Origin of the sequence: Peptoniphilus sp. HCN-40583 (genome assembly GCF_037892835.1) — a bacterium.
GTDB lineage: Bacteria > Bacillota > Clostridia > Tissierellales > Peptoniphilaceae > Aedoeadaptatus > Aedoeadaptatus rachelemmaiella.
The window spans coordinates 34352-46791 of record NZ_JBBKBU010000018.1 but is presented as its reverse complement, the minus strand read 5'-3'; the positions used below and the strand labels follow the sequence as shown (position 1 = coordinate 46791).

Annotated in this window: 10 protein-coding genes; 1 reads left to right on the top strand and 9 read right to left on the bottom strand. The window is 51.2% G+C overall.

From position 1 onward, the window contains the following. Positions 1 to 20: 20 nt before the first annotated feature. Positions 21 to 770, bottom strand: coding sequence for a peptidylprolyl isomerase (locus WKT05_RS06805; RefSeq protein ID WP_340413487.1), 750 nt, complete (start codon positions 768 to 770; stop codon positions 21 to 23). Positions 771 to 1074: 304 nt separating this feature from the next. Between WKT05_RS06805 and glmS the strand changes: the two genes are divergently transcribed. Further along, positions 1075 to 2895, top strand: a complete 1821-nt coding sequence (gene glmS / locus WKT05_RS06800) for a glutamine--fructose-6-phosphate transaminase (isomerizing) (RefSeq protein WP_340413486.1) — start codon at positions 1075 to 1077, stop codon at positions 2893 to 2895. 88 nt (positions 2896 to 2983) lie between these two features. On the opposite strand, the gene WKT05_RS06795 is transcribed toward glmS, so the two are convergent. From WKT05_RS06795 to WKT05_RS06760, 8 genes are all read right to left on the bottom strand, one after another. Further along, positions 2984 to 5464 carry an ABC transporter permease gene (locus WKT05_RS06795; protein WP_340413485.1) on the bottom strand — a complete coding sequence of 827 codons (2481 nt, stop codon included), beginning with the start codon at positions 5462 to 5464 and terminating at the stop codon, positions 2984 to 2986. A 3-nt stretch (positions 5465 to 5467) separates the two neighbouring features. Next, positions 5468 to 6139, bottom strand: a complete 672-nt coding sequence (locus tag WKT05_RS06790) for an ABC transporter ATP-binding protein (RefSeq protein WP_340413484.1) — start codon at positions 6137 to 6139, stop codon at positions 5468 to 5470. Positions 6140 to 6212: 73 nt separating this feature from the next. Next, positions 6213 to 7178 carry a sensor histidine kinase gene (locus WKT05_RS06785; RefSeq protein WP_340413483.1) on the bottom strand — a complete coding sequence of 322 codons (966 nt, stop codon included), beginning with the start codon at positions 7176 to 7178 and terminating at the stop codon, positions 6213 to 6215. Continuing rightward, positions 7171 to 7833 carry a response regulator transcription factor gene (locus WKT05_RS06780; protein ID WP_340413482.1) on the bottom strand — a complete coding sequence of 221 codons (663 nt, stop codon included), beginning with the start codon at positions 7831 to 7833 and terminating at the stop codon, positions 7171 to 7173. The genes WKT05_RS06785 and WKT05_RS06780 overlap by 8 nt, the downstream gene beginning before the upstream one ends. A gap of 13 nt (positions 7834 to 7846) precedes the next feature. Then, positions 7847 to 9319, bottom strand: coding sequence for a cobyric acid synthase (locus WKT05_RS06775; RefSeq protein ID WP_340413481.1), 1473 nt, complete (start codon positions 9317 to 9319; stop codon positions 7847 to 7849). Then, a complete protein-coding gene (locus WKT05_RS06770; RefSeq protein WP_340413480.1) occupies positions 9307 to 10629 on the bottom strand; it encodes a cobyrinate a,c-diamide synthase in 1323 nt (440 codons plus the stop codon). The genes WKT05_RS06775 and WKT05_RS06770 overlap by 13 nt, the downstream gene beginning before the upstream one ends. Then, positions 10626 to 11825, bottom strand: coding sequence for a DNA/RNA nuclease SfsA (sfsA, locus tag WKT05_RS06765; protein WP_340413479.1), 1200 nt, complete (start codon positions 11823 to 11825; stop codon positions 10626 to 10628). The genes WKT05_RS06770 and sfsA overlap by 4 nt, the downstream gene beginning before the upstream one ends. Continuing rightward, positions 11822 to 12433, bottom strand: a complete 612-nt coding sequence (locus tag WKT05_RS06760; protein ID WP_340413478.1) for a DedA family protein — start codon at positions 12431 to 12433, stop codon at positions 11822 to 11824. The genes sfsA and WKT05_RS06760 overlap by 4 nt, the downstream gene beginning before the upstream one ends. Positions 12434 to 12440: the final 7 nt, after the last annotated feature.

Sequence of the window (12440 nt, the reverse complement as noted above, 5' to 3'; positions counted from 1 at the left end):
AGCGGCCGAAGCCGCTCATTTTATTTGTATTCAACTTTGTATTTCTTTTCCAGTTCGGCCACTTTTTCCAGGTAGCGTTCTTGTTGTTTTTGGCGGGTCAGTTCCATTTGAATTTCACCGCGCACTTCGTCGAAGCTCTTTTCTTCTTCCGGATTGCCTTCGATGCGCTTAATGATGTGGTAGCCGAATTGAGTCTTCACGGGATCGGAAATTTCGCCGTCTTTCATGCCGAAGACTTTTTCGTCGAATTCCGGCACCATTTGTCCGCGAGCGAAGGAGCCTAAGTCCCCGCCGTTTTGATTGGAGGGGCAAGTGGAGTGTTCTTTCGCCAGTTCACCGAAGTCAGCGCCTTCGCGGGCTTGCTTGGCGAGATCGGCGGCATTGGCTTCCTCGTCGACTAAAATGTGTGCGGCGTGAACGGATTCAGGCTTCTTGAAGAATTGCTTGTTTTCTTCGTAGAATTTCTTCATGTCTTCTTCCGTGGCTTCCACGCCTTCGATGGTCTTGCTGAAGTTATAGGATTTTAAAAGGGACTTCTTCGTGTCCGCAAAGACCTTTTTAAACTCTTCGTCTTCGTCCATCTTCTTGTCCAATGCATCCAACAGCAAAAGCTCTTGGCGTACCAATTCGTCTAAAATGTGTTTTTTGCCTTCGTCCCCCTGGAATTGGATGGCCATTTGGGGATTCATGCTCTTTAAATAGGCATCGACATCGGATTCGTGAATATCTACATTGCCGATGGACGCCAATACTTTATTTGCTTCTGTCATTAAATTACCTCCTAATGATCGTGGCTATTTGCCTTTTACTGCTCTTTATCATAACAATCCCCTGTGTTTCCGTCAAGATTGTCGCGGTTCTCTTAAATGCGAAAGCTATGGTATAATGAAATACGTACGCAATTTATTTGAACGGGAGAAGAAACTAAGCGCCAGCACCTTTTAGGTGGACGAGGGATGAAGTGATCGAATTTTCGGCGGATGCTTCATAGGTCTGCAACCTGAGTATTGTACAAAACCCGGAGCAATCTCGGCACAAAATCAATACGGCAGCTCCCGAGATTAGGAGGATATTATGTGTGGAATTGTTGCCTTTAACGGCAAGGAAAATGCTGAAGAGCGCATTCTTCAGGGACTTGAAAAATTAGAATACCGCGGCTACGACAGCGCCGGCATCGCCATGATCGACCACGGTTTATTAAAAGTAACAAAGGCCGCCGGCCGTTTGGAAGCGCTAGAAGAAAAGCTTCGCGCCCATCCCCTGGAGGGGCACAACGGCATCGGCCATACCCGTTGGGCCACCCACGGCGTGCCCAGCGAGACCAATGCCCACCCCCACGTGTCCTGCGACCACAAAGTGGCCGTGGTACACAACGGCATCATCGAAAACTTCCAGGCCATTAAAAACCGCCTCATGGAAGAAGGCTTTACCTTCTATTCCGAAACGGATACGGAAGTGGTGGCCAATTTAATCGCATCGAAGCTTCACGGCGATTTAAAAGCCGCTGTGGAAGAAGCCACGAAAGAACTTCGCGGCACTTTCAGCCTGGCCGTCCTCTCCCCCGACGATCCTGAAACGTTAATCGTTACCCGCAGAGAATCGCCCTTGATTTTGGGTATCGCCGACGACGGCATTTTCGCCGCATCGGATATCCCCGCCCTCTTGGCCTACACGCGGGACGTCATCTATTTAGACAACGACGACCTTGTAGTCATCGAAAATGGCAAGTACACCATCTACAACAACGGCAAGGTCATCGACAAGGAAATCAAAACCGTGGAATGGAGCATGGAAAGCGCCGGCAAAGAAGGTTTCGACCACTACATGATGAAAGAAATCTTCGAACAGCCCAAGGCCATTCGCGACTGTTTGCTTCGCAAAGTAAAAGACGGCTTCGTAAGCTTCGGCGACCAATCCTTTACGAAAGATGAAATCGAAGCCTTCGACCACGTTTTTATGATCGCCTGCGGCACGGCCTTCCACGCCTCCGAAGTGGGCAAACGCGCCTTGGAAGATGCCATGCAAAAAGAAATTACGGCGGAAATCGCATCGGAATTCCGCTACAACATGCCTTTCTTAAACGAAAACAGTTTGCTCATCGTCGTGAGCCAATCCGGCGAAACCGGCGACACCTTGGCCGTGCTTCGTGAAGCGAAACAACGGGGCGCGAAGGTCCTCGCCATTACCAATGTGCTGGGCTCTTCCATCGACCGTGAAAGCGACAAGGTCATTTACTGCGACGCCGGCCCGGAAATTTCCGTGGCCAGCACCAAGGCCTACTCCACTCAGCTCTTGAGTCTCTATCTTTTGGCTCTGGACTTCGGCTACAAGCTGGGTACCTACGACGAAGAAGCGGTGAAGGTTGCCATCGAAGAGCTCTCCGGCGTTCCGGAAAAAATCGAATCCATTTTAGAGCATGTAGATGATTTGGATCCCATTGCCAATCGCCTCGCCTCGCACCGGGCCATCTTCTACTTGGGCCGCGGCATCGACTATTTAAGCGCCAAGGAAGGCGCCTTGAAACTCAAGGAAATCTCCTACATCCACGCCCAATCCATGCCCGCCGGCGAATTAAAACACGGCAGTATCGCTTTGGTGGAAGAGGGAATTCCCATCGTCACCATTATCACCCAATCCCTTCTCGTGGAAAAAAGCATTTCCAATATTAAAGAAGTGAAAGCCAGAGGCGCCTACAACATCGTCATCACCGACGATGTGAGCGCCCACATCGACGAAGTGGCCGACGACTTGATTCGCATCCCCGCCATTTCCGATCTCTACGCCCCCATTCTCGCCGTCTTGCCCCAACAAATCCTCGCCTACAAAGTGAGCGTCCTTTTGGGCAACGACGTGGATAAGCCGAGAAACCTGGCGAAATCCGTCACCGTCGAATAAAAATAACCAATCGGCATAAGGCTCCTTGTGCCGATTTTTTCATGGAAAAAGGACTTCCCAACCTGAGAAGTCCTTTTTTGAGCGCAATTCAATTTAAATCTTCAACGAATACTTGCTTTAAACCCTTTCTTATGGAAAAGCTGATCCCGATGCCCATGACGACGAAGACCAAAGCAATAGGCAGATAGTTCGTCGTGAGGAAAAGATTTTTCGCGGCGAAAGCAATGGCGAATTTGCTCCTCGCCGATCGCCCTAAGATGACCACGGGAAGCAAGATACCGTAAAGGACAAGTAGCCGCAAAAAGAGCATGCCGCCTTCTCTGTAAACCATGGATTTCATTTGCCTTTGAGTCATGCCCGCCGTCATAAGCAGTTGAAACTCCCTCTTTCTCGCCCGCAGGTTGCCAATGAAACTATTGTAAGCATTGGTCAAAGCAATGAGGATGAGAATCCCTTGAATGCCTCCGTTCAGTACGCGTACATTCCTCTCCGCCTCATTATCCAAAGCCCGACTCATGGCTTGAGTTAAGGTGGAGTGGTCGGTCTTCGGAATATAAGAGGCGATGACTTTCTCGAAATCTTCGGATACTTTGTCCACGTTTTTGTCCGCTCGCATTTTTATATTGTAGTAGTTGACCGGATCCGACGGATCGTGTCCTTCCTTTTGGAAAAACGCCTCCATGGTGGACTGTCGCGTAAACAAGGACACTTCTCGGGCCGTCATGGGCTCGATGGCGTATGGCATCTCGTCGATCACGCCGCCGATGCCGATGGCCATCACTTTGCCCTCCGCGGCGTAGCGCAGCTTCACGGCCCCGCTTTTATCAGTGACGGGAATGTATTTCCGAAAGGCATAGGGACTGCTGTCGTCGGCGGCGGTTTTATTTAAGAGTAAATACGCCGTGTCGTTATCGTATCCATTCACCTCTAAAAGCTTCTCGTAATCCTCGTCGGTAAGTCCGTACATCCTGGCATACAATTCCTTTGACTTCTTTCCATCTTTTAACGCCTTTTTCATGGGTGCCGAAAAAAACGCACCGTTGTCTCCGACAAAGCACTTAAAGTCTTGCTTGCGATAGAAATGCCATTCATCCGCACCTTTTAGAGCCTTTAGGTCCTCGGTCATTTGGGGATCCATCGATCCCGGCGTAAAGATAGTCGATGAAAAAGAATAGGGACTGCGAAATTTATCGTAGGTATCAGTGAGCTCGCCATAGGCGCCGGACACCATGACCACGGTGAGAATGACGGCCGAAAGCGCCGTGGACAAAAGGATCGTACGGTAAGTTCTCTTGTAAGAAAGGTAATAATCCTTGGCCAAGGTCCTTTCGATTTTTCCCCTTACTTTCGACGGACCCAGCCGCCCGTCTTTTTCCGACAGGCCGTTTAATCCCTCGATAATATTTAATTTCCCGCAGCGCTTCGCCGGCATCATGGCGGATAGATAAACCGTCGCCGCAGATAAAATTAAAATGGCCAAAACCACATAGGGCGAAAGGCCCACCGGCTGAAAATCCGGCGCCTTAATTCGCTCGCTTAATATGTCGGACATAGCATAAATGCTCTTGGCATTGTTGCGCCACATTAAATACAAGAGTCCGTTGGCCACACCATAGGCCAGAGCCGTGCCCAGCAGAATCGGCCCCCTCGCCAAAAGAAAAGCACGCCTGCGAATCATTTTCTTTACTTGTTTCTCCGTCATGCCCACGCTTTTTAACAGAGCGATCTCCCGCTGATCCCGACTGTTCCACACGTTAAAAGCGCCGTAAATAATAAAGGCAAACAAGAGCGCCAACAGACTTATGGGAATATACGAGTCCAACGCCTGAGATATTACACTTCTCGGAGGGATAATTCCATTGGGATAGATCATTTTATAATTCAAGAGAGAGGTGTTGTAACCCAATCGCCCCTGACTTTCCGCCGTCTTCGGATCGATGCCTCGCTTCTGTAAAATCTCCCGCGTCAGGGTGTAAGTATCTCGCGGATTTTTGTACCAAATATAGGCTTCGATTCCGCTTGATCCTTCGAACAGCTCGTCTTTCGACACATCTCCCAAGCGTCCGATCAGATAAGACTCATCAAACGATATTTCGGGGTTCTCGTAAACGCCTACGATCCGATAAGTCTTCCCTTCCGCCTCCAATGTGCTGTTCAAATGCAGGTCTCGATTGCGCATCAAAAACGAATCGGGCACCAACAATTCGTCGTCTTTTTCCGGCCGCCTGCCCTCGACGGGTTCGAAGCCTTTTAAATGATTGAAGCAATCCTCCCGTTCGTAAATCACGGCGTTTCGGTCCGTTTTTACAATGCGATCGAAGGCCATTTTTTCGATGCCCGGATTCTTTTTTAGCTCATCGTAAAAAGAACCGTCGACCTCGGCAATGGACGCGTGGTAATCGCCTTGATTAGCAATAAAGTATTCAGCTTCCGCTTTTCTAAAAGAAGTGACGTCAAATACAATGCTTCCCATCATAATCACGGCAAGCAGTATGCTTGTTTTTACCGCCAAGGCGTCTTTTTTGCCGGCATTGACCACGGAAGCAGCTAATTCACCGATGATTTTCATCGTCTACACCTCCGAAGGGAAGAGTTTTCCATCGATCATGCGAAAAATTTTTTGGCAGCTGTTGGCCACCTTTTCATCGTGGGTCACGACGACCATGGTGGAGCCGGTGCGCTCGTTGACCAATCGGAAAAGGGCGGTGATTTCTTCGGAATTGCGGCGATCCAAGTTTCCCGTGGGCTCGTCCGCTAAAATCAGGGCGGGTCTCGTGATTAAGCTTCGGGCGATGGCTACCCGCTGTTGCTCGCCACCGGAAAGTTGTTTCGGATAGCGATCCAATTTATCTTTGATCCCGAGAATCGAAATAATCTCTTTAAAATAAGCCTCATCTTCCCTCCTTCCGTCGAGTAGCAGGGGGAGCAAGATATTTTTCCGTGCCGTAATATTCGGGATCAGATTGAAAAATTGATAGATGACTCCGATGTTTCGTCGGCGGAAAATGGTCATTTCCTCGTTACTGAGGGTGGTAATGTTTTTATCTTGAATATAAATTTCGCCGCCGGTGGGTCTGTCGATACCCGCCAAAAGGTGGAGTAAGGTGGACTTTCCCGATCCGCTGTCGCCGATGATCGCCACCAAGTCTCCTTTTTCCAATTGAAAATTCACGCCGTCAAGAGCGCGGACTTCCACCGACCGACCGTAGGTCTTCGTAAGATTCACTGTTTTTACAATAGGCATAACCTTCCTCCTTTTCTGAGCCTACGATATCAAGTGAAAGTGACCGGTCGGTGACCGAGTACCGATGCCTCGTTTATTCGTAAAAGCGCAGCTCAAATCGATTTGATTCCTTGCCTTTTGTATAGAGGAGATCGCCGCCTTGTCTTTTCATAATCGCCCTTGCCATGGGGAGGCCGACGCCAAAGCCAGGTGTGTTGGGATCTTTTTTATAAAAGCGCCGAAATGCTTGTTCCAAGGTGTCCCGATCCATGCCTTCGCCGAAATCTTCGACGACAATGGATTTGTAGACATTGGTTTTTATGAAAGTCATGGCGATGCCTCTTTCTTTGGACGCTTCCATGCCATTCTTTGCCAGATTAAACAGGGCTTCATAGGTCCATTTCTTATCGCAATAGAGAACCACTGATTCGCCATAAATAGTGCAAGGGATCTTTTCTCTCCCGAAGGCACTTTCCAATCCTTCCGCTACGGTTGTCGCCAGCTCCATACCGTCAACCGCTTCTTTTTTCATCGCCACCACGTCACTATCCACCGCCGCCAATTTAAGTAGCGCATCGGAAAGGCCCAAGAGGCGCTCCATGGATCGGCCCATACGTTCAAGGGCCTCTTTGTCCGATGCATCGTCGATGAGATCCAGCATAAGCAAGGTTCCTGTAATGGGCGTCTTGATTTGATGGGCGATATCTTCCGTATACTCCGTCAGTTGAACGCGACGCCTCTCAGCCTCTTGAGCGATACGCCTGTTTTCTGAAGTAATCTTCACAATTTCATCTCTCAGCTTAGAAAAATCGTCTTCTGCGGCCTCATCGACACGGGACTGGGGATCCGCTTTATGTAAAAGATCGATCATGCCGTCGATCTTCTCTCCCATTTCCATGGAAGCTTTCCCTTCAAAACGATCGATGGCAAAGTAAAGCCCTGCGTTAATCATGAAAAATAGCGCGACGGTCAACCAATCGAAGCGCGGAAAGAAAGCAACTACAACCATGGAAAGGATGAGATTCAGCGATAGGATCAATAGGGTCTGTCTTTTAGTCATCGCCATCCTCCCAAAAATAGCCCATGCCCCGCACAGTTTTTATAAAATGGCCGTAAGGTCCCAGCTTCTTGCGAAGGCGCTTCACGGCGACGGTGAGTGTATTATCGTTCACTTCGCCGCCAAAGCCCCATACCTCGTCGATTAATTGGCTTCGCAACAATTTTCTGCCCCGATGTGCCAATAGCATGGCCAGTAGATCAAATTCCTGCCTGTTTAAGTCCACTGCATCGTCCCGCAAAATCGCCATCTTCGATTGCCTGTCCAAGATCAACTCTTTAAATTCCAACAACTCTTCTTCCGGTCCGCGACGCTTAAAAAGATTGTCAATTCGCGCCTTCAGTACGGGAAGGGAAAATGGCTTCGCCACGTATTCATCGGCCCCTTGAGACAAGCCCTTCACGACATAGTCTTCGTCGCCTTTTACCGTAAGCATGAGAATGGGCAGTTTAGAAAAAGAACGGACCCAATTTAAAAAATCGAAACCCGATCCGTCGGGAAGATTCACGTCGAGAATGAGCAGATCGGCGGAGCGAATTTGCTCTTCGCCTACATCACACAATCGACTCGCCGCTACCACATCCATGTCATACCGGGCCAGATAAGTTTTCACGCCATAGACGATGGTCTCGTCGTCTTCGATCATCAGTATCTTCAATGGTCGCCTCCCTTTACAACAGGCCCAAAATTTCATCCAGCTTCTCCATATCCAGCGCCTCTTCCACCACAGCGGCCAGTTTTTCGATCTGGCTGTCTTTAAAGGCGGTGTAGTCCATAGTCTCTTGCACCGGCAGATTTTTTTCTTTCTTCAGGGCGGCCACGATTCCTTCGGCGATATGAGGAGCGTCGAAAAAGCCGTGGATGTAGGTGCCGTAGAGGCGGCCTTTTCTTGCGACGCCGCCGGATGCCGTCAGCATATCCATTCCGCCCGCCTCTTTTATTTTGCTCTCACCCATATGGATTTCATAACCCGCCACTTTTTCTCCGGCCAAATTTTTCAGCAGACCTACGGATGCGGTAATCGTCGTTTCCACGCGGCATTGCTTCTTTTCTTTTGAAAAGACGGTGTCCATGGGAAAGAGCTTGAGCCCTTCCATGGTGCCGCCGCTTTCCACGGAATCCGGATCGGAAAGAGTGTCTCCCATCATTTGAAAGCCGCCGCAAATGGAGAAGATGGCGCCGCCTCTTTCGGCGTGGCGCAGGACGCGGGCATAGATCCCCGTTTCCTTCAGCCACTTTAAATCAGCCATGGTGTTTTTCGTCCCGGGGATAATCAAGAGATCCGGCTCGCCGAATTCTTCCACCCGGGTAATGGCGCGGACGGAAACATCGGCCATCATTTGAAAGGGCGCCACGTCGGTGACATTGGAAATGTGGGGCAGGCGAATCACGGCGATGTCCACGGCCCCGTGATCCGTTTCGCGAAACTCCATGGCCAGGGAATCTTCCGCCTCCAGTCGCACGTCGGCATAGGGCACGACGCCGAGGACGGGCACGCCGGTGCGCTCTTCTAAAATTTTGAGGCCCGGCTCTAAAATCGACACATCGCCGCGGAAGCGATTCACGACGATGCCCTTGAGCCTTCTTCGCTCGTCCTCATCGAAGAGCTCCCATGTGCCTACCACGGAGGCGAACATGCCACCGCGATCGATGTCGGCGATCAAGATGGCGGGAATATCCGCCGCCTTGGCAAAGCCCATGTTCACCATGTCCACGCTCTTTAAATTGATCTCCGAGGCGCTCCCCGCCCCTTCGCACAAGACAAAGTCGAATTCCTCGGCCAAGGATTCGTAGGCCGCCAGGGCTTTCGGAAAGAGCTTTTTCTTCTCGGCGTAATAGGCGCGGGTCTCGAGATTTTTATAGACGCGGCCACCGACGATGACCTGGCTCACCCCCGGCGCCGTGGGCTTTAAGAGAATGGGGTTCATGCGCACGTCGGCGGGGATCCGCGCCGCTTCCGCCTGTACGATTTGCGCCCGCCCGATTTCCGAGCCGTCGGCGGTGATGCCGCTGTTTAATGCCATGTTCTGCGCCTTAAAGGGCGCCACCCGGTAGCCTCTGTTGGCATAAATGCGCAGAAGCGCCGCCACCATGGCGCTCTTCCCCGCGTTGGATGCCGTGCCCAATACCATTAACCCTGCCACGGTGTCGCCTCCTTTAATGCCTTCAGAATATTTTCTCTCAGTTTCTCGTTGCCGCTTATGTGAAGTTCGGGATAGCCGGCATAAACATTTTTTTCGTGATGTGCCGTGCGTCTCTTCACTCTGCCGCCCGGCTTTTGGATGAGAAGGTCCTGCCCCTCCTCATGGGCAAAACTGTAGTGAAATTCGTGGACGGGCGCCGATTCGCCTGCCTTTAAAAGGAGCCCGTCTTCTTCCGCCGCTATTACCTGATAGCCAAAGTGTTGCAGGCGATCGGTCATTATCGCCTCGCCGGGAAAGAGCCCGAAGGCCGTGCTTCCGTCGATTTTTTCCAAAAGACTCATAAATCCGCCACCTTCAGCGATGAGGACGCCGCCCTTTTCCGCAAAGGATTTTAAATCCCGCCCGAGGGCTTTATTTTTCCCAAGAGCCTCTTTGTATAGCTCCGGATAGCCGCCGCCAAGGTATGCGCCGCAGATCCCTTTGGGCAGAGGATCCGCGAGGGGCGAGAAGGGAATCCATTCCACGCCGCGCTCGGAAAGATCCTCGAGGACGTCTTCATAATAAAAGAAAAAGGCTTCGTCCTTCGCAATGGCCACGGGAGTTTTTTTCGGCAAAGGAGTCATCGTCATTTCACGACCGACGGATTTTGTTTCGCAGGCAGCGAGGAGCTTGTCTAAGTCCACGTAGTTTTCCACGACATCCGCCCATTGATCGGCGAAGGCACGAAAATTTTTGATCTCCTCCGGCCGCTCTAGACCCAAATACCGCTCGGGCAAATCCTGATCCAAATCGGGAATGCAGCCGAAAAGAGGAAGGCCCGTGGCTTCTTTGATGATTTTTTCGTAGTAGGACGCCATGGCGGGCTTCGTGTGGTTCAAGATCACACCTGAAATGGTATTTTTCCCGTAATTTAAAAAGCCCTGCAGCTCCGCGCCAAGGCTCGCGCCTTTTCCCCGCCCCGATGCAATGAAGATCGTCGGCGTCTTCGTGAAATTCGCCATCTCCGCCGCCGAACACGTCGTCGTGGTGGCCATGCCGTCGTAATAACCCATGGCCCCTTCCATGACGATGACGTCCTTTTTCTCCAATCGGGCCATGAGGTGAAGAATGTATTCGTCATCCATCAAATGGCGATCCAGATTCACACCGTACGCCCCGAGGGCGCGGTGATACATGGGATCGATGTAATCGGGGCCTATTTTCGCCGAGGCCACCGTCATTTTCCGGCGAATGAGGGCACCGATGATTCCCATGGTAATGGATGTCTTGCCCGCGCCGGAATGGCCGGCAGATAAAAGTAGTCGCTTCATAAAATCACCTGCTCATAAGCCACCCGCTCGGTGCCGTCGGCCACGGTAATGATACCGCAGTAGGTAAAGCCCGACGACTCGATTAATCCTCGCATACGGAAATTGTCGGCGTGGGTGTCGATGCGAATGGCGGGAATGTCCTTAAACCTTGCATAGGCGAAGATCCGCTCCATCATGCGCCGGCTCATGCCCTCGCCTTTTCTTTCACGATCGACAACGAATTGGTGAATCGTAAGGTAGTCCCCATCGGTAAGCCACTTTCCGTCGATAACATCGTACGTCGCATCCGCCCCTTCTTTTAATACGGCCATGCCCGCGACGGCATCGTCTTTAAAAAAGTAGCAACAGCCGGCCTTGATGTTTTCCAAGAGATCCTCCGGCGTGGGGTCCTTTCCCTGCCATTGATCCACGCCATCGGCCTTTAGTGCCGCCCGGGCTGAATCGATAAAGTTTACGACGCGATGTAAATCCCCTTCTTTCGCCTTCACGAGATCCAATGGTGCTTTGCTGAAATAGACCACGGGCTTGTCCACGGCCATGATCGGGCCGTTCACGGAAGTGTCCGCGACGAAGACATTCATCCCCTTCACTTCCGCCTCCCTCAGTGCCGAGGCGAAGTCCGGATCCATCCCTTCATTGGGCGTAAAGCCCCACACGCCTTTCATCTGCACCACAAATAACACGCCGCAGCATTTTCCTTCAGCAGCCATGTCGCCTAATTCGCGGAGATGCTTCGCGCCCCGCACGGTGGGAGCGTCGGGAAATTTCGCCAGCCCGTCTTCTTCCAAGGTGACGCCCTTCACTTCCAAAAAGCCCTCGCCCTCTGTGCCCTTGAGGTAAAAGTCGAAGCGGCTGTCTCCCTCGGTGACCTCCCGTTTGTAGGAGAGAATTTTTCCGAAGCCCTTTAAATAGGGCCCACCGTCAAAATATTCCGCCGCCAATTGATTGGGGGCCTGGGAGTCGATGTTTATGGGATTTTCCCCCTTGTAAACCGTGACCAGGCTATAAGGGGTCTTTCGTTTTTTCGCGGGGTCCGCCCCTTCTAAAAGCACCTTTACGCCGGGGACGAAAAGCTCCCGGCATCGGCCGGTATTGGGTACGTGAACCCGAATCGGTTGATTGTCTTTTTCTACCATAGCAATAAAGCGATTTTCCCTGTTAAGAAAAACCGCTTCTTCCATGCGTTTATATTTCATTCTGCTTCCTTTTGCTTAAAATGCCAAATCAAGTAGCAGACGGCGATAACCGCCAATATGGCCACGATGGCATATTTGTAGTAATCCAAATAGGTAAGGATCACGTGCCAATTTTCGCCGGTCTTGTAGCCGAGAAAGGTAAGCACGCAATTCCATACGAAAGAACCCGCCGCCGTGAGTAAAGAAAACACGGAAAGCCGCATGGATACCATGCCGGCGGGAATGGAAATCAAGCTGCGAACCACGGGCACGCAGCGGCCGACGAGAACGAGGATCTTTCCCTTGTCCTCGAACGTATTCACCACGCCCATGATTTCTTTTTTCTTAAAGCCCAGCTTTCCCATCCAACCGTGCTCGGCAGAGTCGTATATTTTTACCGTGGGCACCAAACGACCGATGCCGTAAAGGATATAGGCCCCTAAAAGAGAGCCCGCCGTAGCCGACAAGGTGGTGGGAAGAAAGGACAGATTGCCCCGCCCGACAAAGAAGCCGCCGAGAAGCAAAATCACTTCCGAGGGAATGGGCGGAAACACATTTTCAATAAAAATCAATGCGAAGACGGCCAAGTAACCGTATTGGGTAATGGCCGAAGTAATCACACTTTCCACTGCACAT

Bases quoted from the DNA above. Each gene is read 5' to 3' on its own strand.
- WKT05_RS06785 (WP_340413483.1), bottom strand. From the start codon at position 7,178: ATGACTAAAAGACAGACCCTATTGATCCTATCGCTGAATCTCATCCTT.
- WKT05_RS06795 (WP_340413485.1), bottom strand. From the start codon at position 5,464: ATGAAAATCATCGGTGAATTAGCTGCTTCCGTGGTCAATGCCGGCAAA.
- WKT05_RS06790 (WP_340413484.1), bottom strand. From the start codon at position 6,139: ATGCCTATTGTAAAAACAGTGAATCTTACGAAGACCTACGGTCGGTCG.
- WKT05_RS06770 (WP_340413480.1), bottom strand. From the start codon at position 10,629: ATGAAGCGACTACTTTTATCTGCCGGCCATTCCGGCGCGGGCAAGACA.
- WKT05_RS06805 (WP_340413487.1), bottom strand. From the start codon at position 770: ATGACAGAAGCAAATAAAGTATTGGCGTCCATCGGCAATGTAGATATT.
- glmS (WP_340413486.1), top strand. From the start codon at position 1,075: ATGTGTGGAATTGTTGCCTTTAACGGCAAGGAAAATGCTGAAGAGCGC.
- sfsA (WP_340413479.1), bottom strand. From the start codon at position 11,825: ATGAAATATAAACGCATGGAAGAAGCGGTTTTTCTTAACAGGGAAAAT.